The 16371-nt window shown below is 38.0% G+C and carries 18 protein-coding genes; 11 read left to right on the top strand and 7 right to left on the bottom strand.

Annotated features, from left to right (window positions below):
* The first annotated feature begins 174 nt into the window (after positions 1-174).
* Complete coding sequence (locus BK585_RS18900) at positions 175-1365, top strand: acetate kinase (protein WP_078555491.1); 1191 nt, start codon at positions 175-177, stop codon at positions 1363-1365.
* Between the two features lie 97 nt (positions 1366-1462).
* The gene (locus tag BK585_RS18895; RefSeq protein WP_078555490.1) at positions 1463-2293 is read left to right on the top strand and encodes an EcsC family protein; all 831 of its coding nucleotides are present in this window, start codon (positions 1463-1465) and stop codon (positions 2291-2293) included.
* A gap of 383 nt (positions 2294-2676) precedes the next feature.
* Here the strand turns inward: BK585_RS18895 and BK585_RS18890 are convergent, their stop codons facing one another.
* Positions 2677-2994, bottom strand: coding sequence for a restriction endonuclease subunit S domain-containing protein (locus BK585_RS18890; RefSeq protein ID WP_078555489.1), 318 nt, complete (start codon positions 2992-2994; stop codon positions 2677-2679).
* 363 nt (positions 2995-3357) lie between these two features.
* Here BK585_RS18890 and BK585_RS18885 point away from each other — a divergent pair, with 363 nt between their 5' ends.
* Positions 3358-4566, top strand: coding sequence for an argininosuccinate synthase (locus tag BK585_RS18885; RefSeq protein ID WP_078555488.1), 1209 nt, complete (start codon positions 3358-3360; stop codon positions 4564-4566).
* Positions 4563-5933: an argininosuccinate lyase gene (argH, locus tag BK585_RS18880; protein WP_078555487.1), complete on the top strand. Its 1371-nt coding sequence runs from the start codon at positions 4563-4565 to the stop codon at positions 5931-5933. Before BK585_RS18885 ends, argH begins: the two co-directional genes overlap by 4 nt.
* 556 nt (positions 5934-6489) lie before the next feature.
* On the opposite strand, the gene BK585_RS18875 is transcribed toward argH, so the two are convergent.
* Positions 6490-6933, bottom strand: coding sequence for a universal stress protein (locus tag BK585_RS18875; RefSeq protein WP_078555486.1), 444 nt, complete (start codon positions 6931-6933; stop codon positions 6490-6492).
* A 136-nt stretch (positions 6934-7069) separates the two neighbouring features.
* Here BK585_RS18875 and BK585_RS24655 point away from each other — a divergent pair, with 136 nt between their 5' ends.
* Entirely contained in the window at positions 7070-7204 is a 135-nt protein-coding gene (locus BK585_RS24655) for a hypothetical protein (protein WP_281248929.1), read from the top strand.
* 103 nt (positions 7205-7307) lie between these two features.
* On the opposite strand, the gene BK585_RS18870 is transcribed toward BK585_RS24655, so the two are convergent.
* Positions 7308-8252 (bottom strand): NAD(P)/FAD-dependent oxidoreductase, encoded by a 945-nt coding sequence (locus tag BK585_RS18870; protein ID WP_078555485.1) that lies wholly within the window; start codon positions 8250-8252, stop codon positions 7308-7310.
* Positions 8245-8799, bottom strand: a complete 555-nt coding sequence (locus tag BK585_RS18865) for a 5' nucleotidase, NT5C type (RefSeq protein ID WP_078555484.1) — start codon at positions 8797-8799, stop codon at positions 8245-8247. Before BK585_RS18865 ends, BK585_RS18870 begins: the two co-directional genes overlap by 8 nt.
* A gap of 133 nt (positions 8800-8932) precedes the next feature.
* Between BK585_RS18865 and BK585_RS18860 the strand changes: the two genes are divergently transcribed.
* The 5 genes from BK585_RS18860 to BK585_RS18840 all read left to right on the top strand — a co-directional run bounded on the left by BK585_RS18860 (position 8933) and on the right by BK585_RS18840 (position 12874).
* Positions 8933-9310, top strand: a complete 378-nt coding sequence (locus BK585_RS18860; protein ID WP_078555483.1) for a hypothetical protein — start codon at positions 8933-8935, stop codon at positions 9308-9310.
* A 248-nt stretch (positions 9311-9558) separates the two neighbouring features.
* Positions 9559-10428, top strand: a complete 870-nt coding sequence (locus BK585_RS18855; RefSeq protein WP_078556909.1) for a YitT family protein — start codon at positions 9559-9561, stop codon at positions 10426-10428.
* 13 nt (positions 10429-10441) lie between these two features.
* The gene (locus BK585_RS18850) at positions 10442-11125 is read left to right on the top strand and encodes a metal-dependent hydrolase (protein WP_078555482.1); all 684 of its coding nucleotides are present in this window, start codon (positions 10442-10444) and stop codon (positions 11123-11125) included.
* Between the two features lie 96 nt (positions 11126-11221).
* Positions 11222-11470: a hypothetical protein gene (locus tag BK585_RS18845; protein WP_139367594.1), complete on the top strand. Its 249-nt coding sequence runs from the start codon at positions 11222-11224 to the stop codon at positions 11468-11470.
* A 90-nt stretch (positions 11471-11560) separates the two neighbouring features.
* Positions 11561-12874, top strand: a complete 1314-nt coding sequence (locus tag BK585_RS18840; protein WP_078555480.1) for a CBS domain-containing protein — start codon at positions 11561-11563, stop codon at positions 12872-12874.
* A gap of 83 nt (positions 12875-12957) precedes the next feature.
* Here the strand turns inward: BK585_RS18840 and BK585_RS18835 are convergent, their stop codons facing one another.
* On the bottom strand, positions 12958-13263 hold the full coding sequence (locus BK585_RS18835; protein WP_078555479.1) for a YtpI family protein: 306 nt from the start codon (positions 13261-13263) through the stop codon (positions 12958-12960).
* 102 nt (positions 13264-13365) lie between these two features.
* On the opposite strand from BK585_RS18835, the gene BK585_RS18830 reads away from it, so the two are divergent.
* A complete protein-coding gene (locus tag BK585_RS18830; protein ID WP_078555478.1) occupies positions 13366-14313 on the top strand; it encodes a DHH family phosphoesterase in 948 nt (315 codons plus the stop codon).
* Positions 14314-14552: 239 nt separating this feature from the next.
* Here the strand turns inward: BK585_RS18830 and BK585_RS18825 are convergent, their stop codons facing one another.
* Positions 14553-15470 carry a helix-turn-helix domain-containing protein gene (locus tag BK585_RS18825; RefSeq protein WP_078555477.1) on the bottom strand — a complete coding sequence of 306 codons (918 nt, stop codon included), beginning with the start codon at positions 15468-15470 and terminating at the stop codon, positions 14553-14555.
* Positions 15471-16144: 674 nt separating this feature from the next.
* Positions 16145-16348, bottom strand: a complete 204-nt coding sequence (locus BK585_RS18815) for a YtzJ family protein (protein WP_245805867.1) — start codon at positions 16346-16348, stop codon at positions 16145-16147.
* Positions 16349-16371 lie beyond the last annotated feature (23 nt).

Raw genomic sequence — 16371 nt, 5'->3', positions numbered from 1 at the left:
ACGTTTTTGTATATATTGCTTGGTACAGCACATCATATAGAAGATAATTAGCTCAATTCAGAATATAGAAACTTTGGTTAACTTTTGCTGTGATTCCTTGAAAGTTAACCGACTAGGTGCTTAAATAAGAGAGAATTATAATGAACTGTTACTAAAAGGGGCTGTAAACAAACGATGGCAAAAATTATGGCAATAAATGCAGGAAGTTCTTCATTAAAATTTCAGTTACTCGACATGCCAGAGGAAACCATTGTAACAAAAGGGATTGTTGAAAGAATTGGTTTAAATGATAGCGTCTTTACAATTGAAGTGAAAGGAGAAAAACAAGAAAATATACTAGATATCCCAGATCACTCCGTTGCTGTAAAAATATTATTAGATAAATTAACAACGTTACACATTATTGAAACTCTTGATGAAATTGATGGAATTGGGCACCGAGTGGTTCATGGGGGAGAGAAGTTTAATGATTCTGTAATGATTACAGATGAAGTTTTAAAAGGGATCGAAGAAGTGACTGAGCTTGCGCCATTACATAACCCAGCTAATATCATCGGAATTCAAGCCTTTCAAGAAGTTTTACCGAATGTACCATCAGTCGCAGTATTTGATACGGCATTTCATCAAACAATGCCCGAGAAATCCTTTTTATATAGTTTGCCATACGATTATTATAAAAATTATGGAATTCGAAAATATGGTTTCCATGGAACATCTCATAAGTATGTTTCTCAACGAGCTGCTGAACTTCTTGACAGACCAATTGAGCATTTGCGCTTAATTTCTTGTCATCTTGGAAATGGTGCAAGTATTGCTGCCATTGATGCTGGAAAATCGTTAGATACATCTATGGGATTTACGCCATTAGCGGGTGTAACGATGGGGACACGGTCTGGAAATATTGACCCTGCTTTAATTCCATACATTATGGAGAAAACAGGAAAGACAGCTACTGAAGTATTAGATATTTTAAATAAGAATAGTGGAATGCTTGGTGTGTCAGGATTCTCAAGTGATTTGCGCGACATTGAACAAGAAGCTAAAAAAGGGAATGAAAGAGCTCAGCTTGCATTAGAGGTATTCACTTCAAGAATTCATAAGTATGTAGGTTCATATGCTGCAAGAATGAATGGAGTAGATGCCATTATTTTCACAGCCGGAATTGGTGAGAATAGTGTGACTATTCGAGAAAGAGTGCTACAAGGCCTCGAATTTATGGGCGTCTATTGGGACCCTTCTTTAAATCAAGTTCGTGGAAAAGAAGCTTTTATTAATTATCCTCACTCACCTGTAAAAGTGTTAATTATACCGACAAATGAAGAGGTAATGATTGCTCGAGATACGGTACGACTTTCTACTAAATAAGTGAGCGAGTAAAACATAGCAGGAATTAGACATTTCTTAGAGAAGACAGTGTTAGATAGAGTATACTCTTGATATAAAAGACATTGGGGGAAGTGTCATGACGTTATTGGATAAAGAAAAAAAATATTTACATGAAATTATCGATTGGGAAGAGGCTTATTTTGAGTACGATGGAACTGATTTTGAGAGAGCGTATCAAAAATGGATTGAACAAGGGCTGAATCAATTAGGGGAAAATCGTCAAAAAAAAATAGTCAGTTCTATTGATAGCTTCCTTTTCTATCTTCAATCGATTGTTCAAAACTCGAGCTATCATGAAGAAGCTGTGAAGCGATTAATTGACCAAGCAAAAGTATTTAACAGTGAGATAGAACTAGTGGAAGACTTAAAGCTATTGTCGATGGAACAAATGAATTTCATGGCAAATCAACAAGTGGCTAAACAACGATTACTTTCGTTCGGTCAAGGTGGGTTGTCTGGTTTTGGTGGGATTTTATTATTAGGGCTTGACCTTCCTGCTATGTTGATTATTAATTTGCGTGCGATCCAGCTAACAGGTCTTTCGTACGGTTATAATCTCAAAAGACCGTTTGAGATGGTTGTTGCCTTAAAATTATTTCATGTTGCGACCTTACCAAAAGAATTACAAAAGTACGCATGGGATGAGTTATGGTCTGTGGTCGATAACCATTATGATGAGTTGTTTTATGATGGGAGCGAGGAAATTACAGACCTGACATGGATTCAACAGCCGGTTCGACAGTTAGTGAAAGTTACAGCTATCTCTTTGTTACGTAAAAAGTTAATCCAAGGCCTTCCTTTAATCGGAATGGCTGTCGGAGCATCAGTCAATTATCAATTTACAAAGCAAATCACAGAAGTTGCCCAACGCTTTTATCAAAAGCGCCATCTCCTTGAAAAACAATAAAAAAAGAGACAAAGTCGCACTTTTTTATAAGCAAGTAGCGTAGCCACTGCCTTTTTTAAAAGTGATTTACAAGTGCCTTTCTTGTAAAACACGCGCAGTGTGCGAAGCCCTTGCTCTTTCCTGAGTCATGCTGCAGGGCATCTTGAACAACTAAATGGCTTCGCACGATGCGCGGAAGAAGAAAAGCACTTCTTCCTTTGAAAAGCAGGCATCGGCTTACGCCATTTAATAACAAAGTACCCCAAGGTCAAAAGCAGACCTTGGGAAACGGCTCCGCACGATACGCGGAAGAAGAAAAGCACTTCTTCCTTAGAAAAGAGGCATCGGCTCACGCCATTTAAATAACAAACCCAAGGTCAAAAAGCGGACCTTGGGTTTGTTTGTTACTGGTGGATTTTAGTTCCGCTAACGCTTTGGTTGGCGCGGTACCATATCCATAAGTCGTTGATGACTGAGGCTAGTTCTGAAATCTCAGAGTTAAGCTCGCATGAACGTTGGAAATTTGCTTCGTGATTCAATTGCTCTTGCTTTTTATTAATGATTACTTCTAACTCTGCAATTCTATCGGGGATTTTCCCTCGTATTTTTTCCCAGATTAAAATGATCTCGGATTGTTCATTAATATTGAATTCTTCCCACTCTTTTTTGGGGTCGGGTAGAAGGATTCCTAATCTTTCGTCATAACTAAATTCATTAAGCATGTTTACACCTCCTGCTTACAATTACTATTTTACAAGAATACGAGAGAAAATAAAATAAAAGGAACCAATTATTTAATTGAACATAGAGATGAAAATATAGGCAATACTAATAAAGATGAATGGGGCTGTGGTAAAACAAAAGCTAATGCATAAATCGTCTATAAAAATATTAAAGATTTTTTTATGATTATCTCTTGCCAAACTGAACGTTTGTTGTTAAAGTAATGTATATTAATTAGTGTTTATTTAAATTTATACATTTTTCAGGCAGGGGGATTTGAACCTCCTTTTTCTAAGTAAAACAATGTATAAAAATCACATACAAAGTATTTATATTCATTCACTGATGGAGGGAAATGTACGATGAGTAAGAAAAAAGTTGTGTTAGCCTATTCAGGAGGACTTGATACTTCTGTTGCAATTAAATGGTTAGGAGACCAAGGCTGGGATGTTATCGCAGTAGGTCTAGATGTAGGAGAAGGAAAAGACCTTGATTTTATAAAAGAAAAAGCGTTGACTGTTGGTGCGAGTCAATCATATACGATTGATGCTAAAAAAGAATTTGCTTATGATTTTGTATTACCAGCTCTTCAAAGCCATGCGATGTATGAGCAAAAATATCCTCTAGTATCAGCTTTATCTCGTCCACTAATTTCTAAGAAGTTAGTTGAAATTGCTGAACAAGTGGGTGCGGATGCAGTGGCACATGGTTGTACAGGAAAAGGAAACGACCAAGTACGTTTTGAAGTTTCAATTCAATCATTAAATCCAAACCTTGAAGTATTAGCTCCAGTACGTGAGTGGGGTTGGTCTCGTGACGAGGAAATCGAATATGCGAAGAAAAACAATGTACCGATTCCGGTAGATTTAGACAATCCTTACTCTGTTGATGCAAACCTTTGGGGTCGAGCAAATGAGTGTGGTGTGTTAGAAGACCCATGGGCAACTCCTCCAGAAGGTGCTTATGAAATGACACAACCACTTGAAAAAACACCTGACGAAGCAGATATCATTGAAATTGCTTTTGAAAAAGGTGTACCTGTTTCTTTAGATGGAACAACATTTGAACTACATGAACTAATTTTAAAATTAAACGAAATTGCTGGAAAGCATGGCGTGGGACGTATTGACCACGTAGAAAATCGTTTAGTTGGAATTAAATCTCGTGAAGTGTATGAGTGCCCTGGTGCGATGACGTTACTTAAAGCACATAAAGAGCTTGAAGATTTAACATTAACAAAAGATGTGGCTCACTTTAAGCCAATCATTAGTCATAAACTAACAGAAATGATTTATAACGGACTATGGTTCTCACCATTAACTCCTGCGCTTCAAGCATTCTTACAAGAAACACAAAAGAATGTGACTGGTGTTGTTCGCGTGAAACTATTCAAAGGTCATGCGATTGTAGAAGGACGTAAATCAGCAAATTCTCTATATGATGAGAGATTAGCAACATACTCAACTGATGATGAGTTCGATCATAATGCAGCAGTCGGATTTATTAAACTATGGGGTCTCCCAACAAAAGTGCACAGTATGGTCAACAAGGAGAAGGAGGTCAAACTGTGAGCAAGCTTTGGGGCGGTCGCTTTACAAAAACAGCCGAGGAGTGGGTCGACGAGTTCGGCGCCTCCATCGGCTTTGACCAAAACTTAGTAGAAGAAGACATTCAAGGAAGCCTAGCTCATGTGAAGATGCTAGGAAAGTGTGGCATTGTTTCTGAAGAAGAAGCCGAAACAATCACTAAAGGTTTACAAACCCTTTTAGAGCGAGCTAGAAAAGGGGAACTTGAATATTCTGTACAAAACGAAGACATTCACTTAAACATTGAAAAGTTTTTAATTGATGAAATCGGACCAGTTGGTGGAAAGCTTCATACAGGAAGAAGCCGAAACGACCAAGTGGCCACGGATATGCACTTATACTTACGTAAGCAAATTGAAGAGATTTCTTCTGAGATTAAAAACCTTCAAGGTGCACTACTTGAGCAAGCAAAACAGCATGTAGAAACGATTATTCCAGGTTATACGCATCTTCAAAGAGCGCAACCTGTTTCATTTGCCCATCATTTATTAGCGTACTTTTGGATGCTAGAGCGTGACTTTTCAAGATACCAAGATGGTCTTAAGCGCGTGAACATTTCTCCACTTGGAGCGGGTGCGCTTGCAGGAACAACATTCCCGATTGACCGTCATTATTCAGCTGAATTGTTAGGTTTTGATGGCATTTATGAGAATAGCTTGGATGCGGTAAGTGACCGAGATTTCATCATTGAGTTTTTAGCATCTTCAGCGACTCTAATGATGCATTTATCAAGATTGTGCGAAGAAATTATTCTCTGGTCTTCTCAGGAGTTCCGTTTTATCGAACTTGATGATACATTTGCCACAGGAAGCAGCATCATGCCTCAGAAGAAAAATCCTGATATGGCTGAGTTAATCCGTGGGAAAACAGGACGAGTGTACGGTAGCTTATTCTCTTTATTAACGATTCTTAAAGGGTTACCTTTGGCGTATAACAAGGATATGCAAGAAGACAAAGAAGGTATGTTTGACGCTGTAACTACAGTAAAAGGTTCGTTAAAAATCTTTACTGGAATGATTTCGTCTATGACGGTTCGTACGGATGTCATGGAAAAGGCAGTTCATTCAGACTTCTCCAATGCGACTGAGTTAGCTGATTACTTAGCAAGTCGTGGCATGCCATTCCGTGATGCTCATGAAGTCGTTGGAAAGCTCGTTCTTCATTGCATCCAAAAGGATATGTTTTTACTTGATCTGCCGTTTGCTGATTATAAAGAAGCAAGCGAATTATTTGAAGAAGATATCTATGATGTGCTTCAACCAAAAACAGTGGTAGCAAGAAGAAATAGTGCTGGTGGAACTGGGTTTGAGCAAGTGAAAATTGCAATTGAAAAAGCTGAAAAGCTAGTATAATACAAGATTCGAGTAAGGTGTCACATGATGCCTTACCTTTTTTTGTGGTCATGGTGAAATAGTTACTTATAAAGTCGTAGATAGAAGAGATGAACGACGCTATAAGCAAGTTATACGAAGGCAAAGGTCGTTCATCCTCCCGATGAACGCCCTAACAAGCAAGAAAACAAAGGGAAAGGTCGTTCATCCTCCCGATGAACGCCCTAACGAGTAAGAAAGCAAAGGTAAAGGTCGTTCATCCCACGAATGAACGCCCTAACAAGCAAGAAAACAAAGGGAAAGGTCGTTCATCCTCCCGATGAACGCCCTAACAAGCAAGAAAACAAAGGGAAAGGTCGTTCATCCTCCCGATGAACGCCCTAACAAGCAAGAAAGTAAAGGGAAAGGTCGTTCATCCTCCCGATGAACGCCCTAACAAGCAAGAAAACAAAGAGAAAGGTCGTTCATCCCACGAATGAACGCCCTAACAAGCAAGAAAGCAAAGGGAAATGTCGTTCAAAGAAACAAAAAAACACATGGAATGTCTACCTATCCATGTGTTTCTATTATGTTATTTTTAATTGGAGTCTCTAACTATTAGTACATCACATTTCGCGTGTCTTGCAATCGATTCAGACACACTGCCGATGAGGAATCGTTCAATGGCATTTAACCCGGTGGCTCCTGTAACAATTAAGTCGATTTCATGGTTTATGGCGATATCTTTGGATACTTTCACTTTAGGAGAACCATAGTCGATAACTGTTGTAACGTTAGCAACACCTCTTTTTTCAGCAATTAGTTGATAGCTTTTCAATAGCTCTTGGGCCTTTACTTCTGATCTATTCACGATGGTTTGGTCATACTGGTCAACAGTCACAAAAGAACGAGTATCAATGACGTGGCAAATAAATAAGGAACCGTTATTTCTTTTTGTTATTTCAATTGCCTTTTCTAATGCCAATTTTGCAGCATCTGAACCATCAACAGCAACTAATATCTTTTCATATCGCTCTACCATTTCATCAGCCCCTTTACATTAATAATACCATTTTTTACTATGTTTTTAGTGAGTTTTCTAGCCCTATATATGATATTATTTTGACATTTGACGCATAATAAAGGTGCAAGCTAAATGGCGGTGGAGGTGTAAGGAAATGAAAGAGCATAAGTTAACAGGTACTATATATGACACTGAGGGAGAAATGATGGTACGTGAGCAGCTCATGGACTCATATCGGACTGGCACAAACGAAAATAGGGTAACAAATGAAGAAGGAAATGAGGGCTAAACGTAGAAGAATAAAACTCCTTACTCAGAGAATCTGAAGGTAAAGGAGTTTTTTCTATCAGCCCAACATAACGTGTTATTGAAGTCGTGGCGTATGAATTTAATTAATAATAGATAGGTCCCTTTGAAGAGTTAAGTTGTTCACTAATATGTTTTGCGGCAATCATTCCTTGTCCGATAGAAGCAGAAATGCTTGAATAACTTGGTTGATTTACTACATCACCAATTGCAAATATTGAAGGGTTAGAAGTTTGACCATATTGATTGACATAAATATAGCCCTGTTCATCTACTTCTACCTTGTCTTTCAAAAGAGAACTGCAAGGTTCCACTCCAATTCGAATAAGTACCGCATCCACATTAACGGTTTTCTGTTTACCATTGCATTCATATTCTATCGCTTCTACACGGTTTGTCCCGAAGATTTTTGTTACTTGAGCGTTAGTAACAATCCTGATGTTTGGATGAGATAAAACGATTTTCTGAAACGATTGTCTCGCCCTAAAATGTGTGGAGCGATGAATAAGAGTAACGTGTGCCCCCTGATTTGCTAGGAGCATCGCCCCTTCAAAAGCTCGGTCCCCGCCTCCGACAATAGCAACCTCTTTAGAAGTGAACAAGCCATTGTCTCGAGCCGCTGAATAGACTTCTCCCCGTTGTAGCATTTCTAATTCTCCTGGAACAGAAAGGGAACGCTGTTTTGAGCCAGTGGCTAACAATAAAAAATGATAGAAGAGTGTGCGAATTTCTCCATTTTGTTGATAGCGAATTTCTTTTGAATGCTCATTTATTGATAGGACGTTACAGGATGTTTCTATCCTGCAAGCTAGCTTCTTTACTTGATTAATAAAATGAGTTTTCATTTCGACGCCATTTTTGGTCATTAGTCCTGGATAATCTATGATTTCATTATGGATTTGAGTTAGTTGACCCCCAAGTTGTTCACTTGATTCAAGTACCAAATGTTGTAGCTTTAAGCGTTGGCACCAAATAGCAGCTGAAATTCCTGCTGGACCTCCACCTATAATGACAACGTCCGTATTATCCATCCCTCTTCCCCCACTTTTCATTTACAAACTGTTCAAACTCAAGCCAATTGCTTACACGTGGTACATTGACAGAGCGATTATATGGGTAGTCCATTGCTATGGCTAAGCGATTCGTTTCCGTAAATGCAAGTAAGTGATGAGGTGCATCATCAAACAGCAAATCTCCTCGAATCATCTCTTTTTTATGAGCAAATATAAGCTGATTTTTCCCGATAAAAGGGAGGAGTTTTTCTACCCATTGTTCTTTTTCTGTATAAGCATAAGTTCGACTACTAGTTACAATAAAGATGTTGAACTTAGTGTGTAGGCGCTGTAATACCTCAATTGAATTTTCAATCGGTTTTAAATTCAAAAACAGACCAGGTTCATCTAAAAAGTCGTATATTTTTAAACCGCATTTTTGTTTTACATACTTTTCTGAGTCCCAACACAACAGTTTTTCGACAGATAAGTCATCATTGTACTCTTGGTTATAACGTTTGTGCCACTCTGTCATTAAGTCACATATCACAGAGTCCATATCAATTAGTAATGTCTTTTGTCTCATATGTCCACCTTTTCGTTCAGTTCCATTTCTTATAGGATAAAGAAAACCTGTGAAAAAGACAAATATTTATAAAAAAACTGAAAACTATGTATAATATTCCAATTTTTACACACGGTAATTAAGAGGTGATCATATGAAAATAAAAATGGCGTTCGTTGTTATGTTGTTCTTAAGTGTACAATTTCTTCCGTTTCAAAGTGTTGTCGAATCAGCAATGATGGAAAACAACTCAGTTCGAATTACAATTATTGATAAAGGTATGACGTATGAATGGGAATATGACAACCCTAATAAATATGAATATGAAATTGGGGAAAAAGTAGTCAAGGGTACCGATGCAAAGAAGGAAGTCATTCGCATGATTTCATTATTAAAGCTTAATGAAAATGCAGAAGTCGAAGATATGTTAGAGTGTGTCCAAAAACAATACCAAGACATTGAACGTTTAGATGTTAGGATGATGAATGCGGAAGGGCAATTGTTCACATGGGTTTGGGAAAAAGCTAATTGAGAAAAAATATCCAAAGGGTTAAACTACCCGTTGGATATTTTTTAGGTTTTTACTAGTTAATCAAAGACGGCTTTGCTCGCTACGCGTCAAACAAAAGAACTCTACTTTTGTTTGACTTAAAAAGAAGGTAGCATCTTCGCAAATTGCTTCTAAGAAAAGACCGCTAGCGGTTTTTCTTATTATTTTATGTAGACAAGTTGCATATGGTAGACTAAAGATAGAGAAGAGATGAGGAGAATAAAATGAAGATGAGAAAAGTGTTTGAATATATCATAATAACATTTGGTTCCTTACTTGTGGCAGCCGGTCTTGAGCTGATCCTTGCTCCAAATGGACTGGTAGACGGGGGAGTAACAGCAATTTCAATCATGATCAATTCAGTTTGGGACATTCCGATATGGATTGTCTACTTATGCCTTAATTTACCGACTCTCTTATTTTCAGGTAATGTCATGGGGAGACGGTTTGTGATAAGAACGATATATGCAAATTTGGTAACGACTGCTGGTCTATTGTGGCTAGCTCCTATGGCGGCTATTACAACTTCTGAAGTATTAATAGTGTTGTACGGAGGTTTGCTGCTAGGAATCGGGATAGGACTTGTAGTGAAGTATGGTGGAGCTGTAGATGGTACTGAAATGGTTGCCATCTGGATTCAAAAGAAATTTCACATTCCGATAAGTACGTTTTTACTTGCGATAAATGCACTTATCTTAGCGGGAGCAGCGTTTGTATTCTCTTTAGAACAAGCGATGTTTTCCATCGCTGTCTTTTATATTGTGTCAAAATTAATAGATTTTGTATTAGATGGTTTAAATCAAGCGAAATCGGTAATGATTATTTCTGGGAAGCCTTATGAAATTGGGGAACAATTGGTCCGAGAATCTGATGTGCAAATTACCTATCTATATGGACAAGGCGGCTACACAGGTGATGAGCGAATTATCATATATTGTATTACGAACCGCTTTTTATATCCTAAATTGAAGGAAGTTGTACTATCTATAGATTCTTCTGCTGTACTTGAAGCCTCTTTTGTATCGGAAACAGCAGGAATTAAGAAACAGCATACATTCCCATTCCCTGAAAAGATTGGTTCTACAAAAGATAAAGAATAGGAGAGGGAGTATAATGAACATTTCATTTCATGGACATTCTGTGATCAAAGTAGAAACCGAAGGAAAAACAATCCTATTTGATCCTTTTCTCTCTGGTAATGACCAGACCGATTTATCAGTTGATTCAGTAAAAGTAGATGTGATTCTATTAACGCATGGACACAATGACCATGTGGGAGATACCGTAGAGTTGGCCAAACAAAATGATGCTTTGGTGATAGCCCCTTTTGAACTAGCGACTTATTTAGGCTGGCAAGGGGTAAAGGTTCACCCGATGCATATAGGTGGAGCTCATGAATTTGAATTTGGTCGAGTAAAGTTAACTCAAGCTTTTCATGGGTCGTCTTATACGATTGAGGAAGAGCAAAAAATCATTTATACGGGAATGCCAAGCGGAATTATATTTTCAGCCGAAGGAAAAACAATCTATCATGCTGGAGATACGGCACTTTTCTCAGACATGAAATTAATAGGAGAACAGCATAACATTGATGTGGCATTTTTACCGATTGGTGATAATTTCACGATGGGACCTGAAGACGCAGCGATTGCTGCAGGGTGGATAAAAGCCGAGAAAGTGGTTCCGATTCATTATAATACGTTTCCTGTGATCGAACAGGACCCAGTCGCTTTTGCAAAAACACTCAAGGAAAACCAAGGAGTACCGTTAGCTGTAGGAGAAATTCTACAACTATAATACCTCAAGGAAGCATAATGGCTCGGCCAAATTATGCTTCTTTTTTATTTTCAAGCGCATAAGATAGAGTAAAACCGTTAATTATAGGAGGAAATTATGAAACAGAGATTATTTTTATGTATATTACTAGCTTTTGCCCTCATTTATTTTGCTCTACCTAGATTGCCAATTGGTGCGGAGGGACTAGCAGGTGTATTTGCGTTTAGTTGGTTACTATTTGCATTAATTGTAATCGGAGGAAATCTAGTTGGTCTGTTATATTCTAAACAAGTAAAATCACAGCGAGTTTCTGTTGATACGGGCAAGGTTGAAAATATGAGAAAAATAAGGAGATATGAGAGATAGTCTTGCTGAGCCAATTATCCACCTGTATACTAGTACTAATACAGTTTTCTCTTATTCACAGGTACAGTTTATGAAAGAGTGGTGCGTTAATTGGCAACGAAGCATGAACAAATTTTAAAATACATAAATGATTTAGAAGTCGGTGGGAAGATTTCGGTCCGCCAAATCGCAAAAGCAATGAGTGTTAGTGAAGGTACAGCATACCGTGCGATAAAAGAAGCAGAGAATCAAGGCTATGTCAGTACGATTGAGCGAGTGGGAACCATTCGTATTGAGAAAAAGAAAAAAGAAAATATTGAAAAGCTTACCTATGCCGAGATCATCAATATTGTTGATGGTACGGTATTAGGGGGCCGAACTGGTCTACACAAAACCTTAAATCGATTTGTGATTGGGGCAATGAAACTTGATGCGATGATGAGATACATCGAACCAGGCAATTTGTTAATTGTCGGAAACCGATATCAAGTTCATAAACTAGCATTAGAATCAGGTGCGGCTGTATTAATAACAGGTGGATTTGTGGATACTAGTGAGGAGATTATTGCACTTGCCGATGAGTTGGAGTTGCCAATTATCTCGACGAGTTATGATACATTTACAGTAGCAACGATGATTAACCGGGCCATTTATGACCAATTGATTAAAAAAGAGATTGTGCTAGTTGATGATATTCTAATTCCTCTCCAGGATACTTATTATATGACTACGTCCAATCCTGTAGAAAAGTGGTATGAACTCAATGAAAAAACTGGTCATAATCGTTACCCTGTAATTGATGACAATTTAAGAGTGCAAGGGATGGTAACGGCGAAAGACGTTGTCGGAGCAAATAAATTACTTCCGATCGAAAAAGTAATGACTAAAAATCCGATTACAGTAAACCAAAAAACTTCAGTCGCGTCAGTAGCTCATATTATGGTATGGGAAGGTATTGAACTTTTACCTGTAGTGGATAACCAACGTAAGCTCATTGGGGTCATTAGTAGGCAAGATGTGTTAAAAGCGTTACAAATGATTCAAAAACAACCTCATGTAGGAGAAACGATTGATGATATTATAACGAGTCGCTTTGAAGATACCTCGACTTCCTCAGAGTATTCTTTTACATGTGAAGTCACGCCACAAATGACAAATCAGTTAGGAACTTTATCTTATGGAGTTGTGACAACTATCGTAACGGAATCAGGAAGCCGAGTATTGAAGAAGTTTAAAAAAGGCGATTTAGTTGTTGAAAATATCACTCTTTATTTTATAAAGCCTGTTCAAATAGAAAGTAAAATAGACATTCAACCTAAGGTGTTAGAAATCGGTAGAAAGCATGGGAAGCTGGATGTAGAAATTTATCATGAAGGTGAAATCGTATGTAAAGCTCTTATGCTAGCGCAACTACTTGACCGTTAAGAGAGGAAGATCTTACCGATATTAGGATGTAAAAACTCCCTCAGAATTAAGGAGGGAGCTTTTACATTATGGATAAGTGTGTATTATGCTTTATTACTTTTAGATTCCTCAATAACATAGGGAAGGTAATGCTTGTACGCCTTGTAACCAAAGAAAATATTGGCTGCGCCTAATAATACAAAAACAATACCCACTACAATTTCAAGTGTACTTCTCGGGAAGTATAATGAATTTAGACCATAGGCTACTAAAAAAGCACCTAGTGACATATTTGCTTTTGTTTGAAGCCACTTCTTTTCAAGTGGTGCTTTTGTTTTCCATACCTTCACTTTAAAATAAAGAAAAAAGACAGCAAAAATGATGATTAATATAAAAAAGGACTGAGCCATTTTTTGTTCCTCCTTGATGGACATGCCATTTATACTTAGTTATTGTACCGTGAACGATTAGTGAGATCCAGTTTTTCGCGGATATAGAAAGGAAGTAAAATGATGATTGGGCACATTTTAGACAAAATTGAAGAATATGAAACAGTAATAATACATCGTCATGAACGGCCAGACCCAGATGCGTTAGGGTCGCAAGTAGGATTTGCTACAATTCTAAAAGATACGTTTCCTACTAAAAACATCTTCGTTGTTGGAGAGGAAGAACCATCTCTCCAATTTTTAGCTCGGATGGACGTTGTTGAAGATGCTCTTTTCAAGGGAGCGCTTGTCATTGTTTGTGATACAGCAAATACAGAAAGAATAAGTGACGAACGCTATAAACTAGGAAGCTTTGTCATTAAAATCGACCATCATCCAAATGAAGACCCTTATGGAGACTTGTTATGGGTGAAGACTGAAGCGTCCTCTACTAGTGAGATGATTGTTGAATTATATGAAGAAGCGAAAGAGCGAGGATACATCCTTTCTTCTGAAGCAGCTTTGTTACTTTATGCAGGGATCGTAGGAGATACGGGTCGTTTTCGATATCCGAGTACAAAAGCCTCAACACATCAATGCGTTAGTCTTTTACTAGAACGTGGTGTTGACCAAAACGAATTTTACTCTAATTTGTACAAAAAGGATTTAAAAATGTCGAGACTAGAGGGCTATGTATTACAGCATTTTACTTTACTAGATTCTGGTTTGGCTATTATGAATCTTCCGAAGACAGTACTTGAAGAGTTTGGTGTGACAGCTAATGAGACGTCACAAGTGATAAATGCTTTTGCCGATGTTGAAGGAGTTATCGTGTGGGTCTTTTTTGTGGAAGATGAAGAAGCCAATATAAGAGTACGTCTTCGCTCCAAAGGACCAACCATTAATCAAATTGCACAAAAGCATAACGGAGGAGGGCATCCGTTAGCTTCAGGCGCAAAAGCAGCAAACTGGGAGGAAACAGAGGAGATTATTAAAGAGTTACAGGAAGTTTGTTTAAATTATAAAAAATAAAAAACGGTCTTAATTATAGAATAGAAGGGTGGGACAAAAGGTTGTTTTTAACCTTTTGTCCCACGCTCTAAGCACTGAGAGAAACCAGTTGTGAGTCTTATTTCACAACTGCTGAAGTGAGTAGGTTTCCTCACAACGGGCTTTGTGGCGAGTGAAGCCAGTGCAGATGTATTAGCTAGTTCTATCCCAGCCCCTTTTATACGGAGAAAGGTAAACTTAGTTTATTTGATAAAATATTTCTAGAATTGCTTATTAACAGATGTGACTGGTCTAGCTTCAATGTATCCTCTATAACCCATCGGTGCAAGTTGGAATCTTGGTGCTTCTTCAGGTTTCCATTTAAACCCGTAAATAGTTGGGTCAAATTTATCGATATGGTTCCAAACTTGGTTAATTTCAGCCATGAAATTTTCATCGTCGTAGGGCTCGCCTTGGAACACCATCATTGAACAAGGTTGAAGTTCAATAAGATCGAATCCATCTGGTACATTGTTACTATAATCTAAAGGTACCTCAACACCTTGAACATATTGAGATGTATTCTCTTTAATAAGGTTGTTTGGTAGCCACATACCTACAGGTTCGTAAAGCGCCTCTTTAACACTCGTTAAGATGGACCAAACTTCTTCACTATCAACCTCCTCACAATATTGAAAATAATCCTTAGCACGTACCCCTCGCTTCAATAATACTTTTCTCGCTGGGCGTTCCATCACTTGAACAAATACAGATTTGGTTTCTTTACTTTCATTCATCGAAATTCCTCCTTTTTGTAATGCATAGTAGGTGTCAAAAACTTTTTGTGGCATAAATAATTTGATTGGCGGTGTAGATTGCTTATATCTATTAGGTGGTAAACCAAATTCCTTTGAAAATGCTCTTGTGAAACCCTCATGTGAGTGAAATACAAAGTTTAGTGCTACATCAATGATTCGTTCGTTTTTATCACGTAAAATAAGAGCAGCTTTTGTAAGCCTTAAAGATCTGATGTATTCAAAAGGTGTCTTCCCTGTAGCTGATTTGAAAATTTTTGCTGCGTGCCACGGTGAGTAACCTGCTACAGTAGCCAGTTGTTTCAAAGTAATTTCCGTATGCAAGTTTTCTTCAATATAATCTTGCATTCTTTGTACCGCCATTGTTAATTCTGAAGAATCCATTTTTGGCACCTCCTTGTGTAAATAATATAGGAGAAAAGTTGAGACTTCTTGACTTCTATTGTGAATTAATCAATCCTGAAAATAATATCTATTCCTTGGACAGCTAAACCAAGCCTTGGTTTTTCACGCAAGAGTGAAGCTTTTCTTTTTAAAAATCAGTCCACTAACAACATATTTACAAAAATAGCTTTGAAAAAAGGTAAAGAACCCTTTTTGTTTATGTAAGGGCAAGCCCCGGCTTCGCACTTGCCCAAAAAAGGAATAGAAAAAAGGAAAGAACACCCTTTTTTCTGGAGGGCAAGGCTTCGCTCGGTGCATGTCATATAAGAGAAAAACACTCTTCCATGACGAAAAAGGCAAGCCCCGGCTTCGCACTTGCCAAAAAAGGAATAGAAAAAAGGAAAGAACACTCTTTTTTCTGGAGGGCAAGGCTTCGCTCGGTGCATGTCATATAAGAGAAAAACACTCTTCTATGACGAACAAGGCAAGCCCCGGCTTCGCACTTGCCAAAAAAGGAATAGAAAAAAGGAAAGAACACTCTTTTTTCTGGAGGGCAAGGCTTCGCTCGGTGCATGTCATATAAGAGAAAAACACTCTTCTATGACGAAAAAGGCAAGCCCCGGCTTCGCACTTGCCAAAAAAGGAATAGAAAAAAGGAAAGAACACTCTTTTTTCTATTCCTTTTTATGAATTGGGATGAACCAGGATCCGATTTCTTTTTTTTCTTCGTATGCTTCAATGTTGCGTTCGGCTAGTAAGCGGTGGATGAGTGAGGTTACCTCGGTAGTTTCTGAATAGGCAGAATAGCCTGCTGCAATTTCTTGTACCTTTCGTAAGGCTACTTCATGATGCATCGCTTTTTCGTCAGATAAGTTCAACAGAGCACCTCCTAAAACCATAC

The organism is Bacillus alkalicellulosilyticus, from assembly GCF_002019795.1.
Classification (GTDB): Bacteria; Bacillota; Bacilli; order Bacillales; family Bacillaceae_F; genus Bacillus_AO; species Bacillus_AO alkalicellulosilyticum.
This window is presented reverse-complemented; position numbering and strand designations above follow the sequence as displayed.

Bases quoted from the DNA above. Each gene is read 5' to 3' on its own strand.
- BK585_RS18900 (WP_078555491.1), top strand. From the start codon at position 175: ATGGCAAAAATTATGGCAATAAATGCAGGAAGTTCTTCATTAAAATTT.
- BK585_RS18895 (WP_078555490.1), top strand. From the start codon at position 1,463: ATGACGTTATTGGATAAAGAAAAAAAATATTTACATGAAATTATCGAT.
- BK585_RS18890 (WP_078555489.1), bottom strand. From the start codon at position 2,994: ATGCTTAATGAATTTAGTTATGACGAAAGATTAGGAATCCTTCTACCC.
- BK585_RS18885 (WP_078555488.1), top strand. From the start codon at position 3,358: ATGAGTAAGAAAAAAGTTGTGTTAGCCTATTCAGGAGGACTTGATACT.
- BK585_RS18875 (WP_078555486.1), bottom strand. From the start codon at position 6,933: ATGGTAGAGCGATATGAAAAGATATTAGTTGCTGTTGATGGTTCAGAT.
- BK585_RS24655 (WP_281248929.1), top strand. From the start codon at position 7,070: ATGAAAGAGCATAAGTTAACAGGTACTATATATGACACTGAGGGAGAA.
- BK585_RS18870 (WP_078555485.1), bottom strand. From the start codon at position 8,252: ATGGATAATACGGACGTTGTCATTATAGGTGGAGGTCCAGCAGGAATT.
- BK585_RS18865 (WP_078555484.1), bottom strand. From the start codon at position 8,799: ATGAGACAAAAGACATTACTAATTGATATGGACTCTGTGATATGTGAC.
- BK585_RS18860 (WP_078555483.1), top strand. From the start codon at position 8,933: ATGAAAATAAAAATGGCGTTCGTTGTTATGTTGTTCTTAAGTGTACAA.
- BK585_RS18855 (WP_078556909.1), top strand. From the start codon at position 9,559: ATGAGAAAAGTGTTTGAATATATCATAATAACATTTGGTTCCTTACTT.
- BK585_RS18850 (WP_078555482.1), top strand. From the start codon at position 10,442: ATGAACATTTCATTTCATGGACATTCTGTGATCAAAGTAGAAACCGAA.
- BK585_RS18845 (WP_139367594.1), top strand. From the start codon at position 11,222: ATGAAACAGAGATTATTTTTATGTATATTACTAGCTTTTGCCCTCATT.
- BK585_RS18835 (WP_078555479.1), bottom strand. From the start codon at position 13,263: ATGGCTCAGTCCTTTTTTATATTAATCATCATTTTTGCTGTCTTTTTT.
- BK585_RS18830 (WP_078555478.1), top strand. From the start codon at position 13,366: ATGATTGGGCACATTTTAGACAAAATTGAAGAATATGAAACAGTAATA.
- BK585_RS18825 (WP_078555477.1), bottom strand. From the start codon at position 15,470: ATGGATTCTTCAGAATTAACAATGGCGGTACAAAGAATGCAAGATTAT.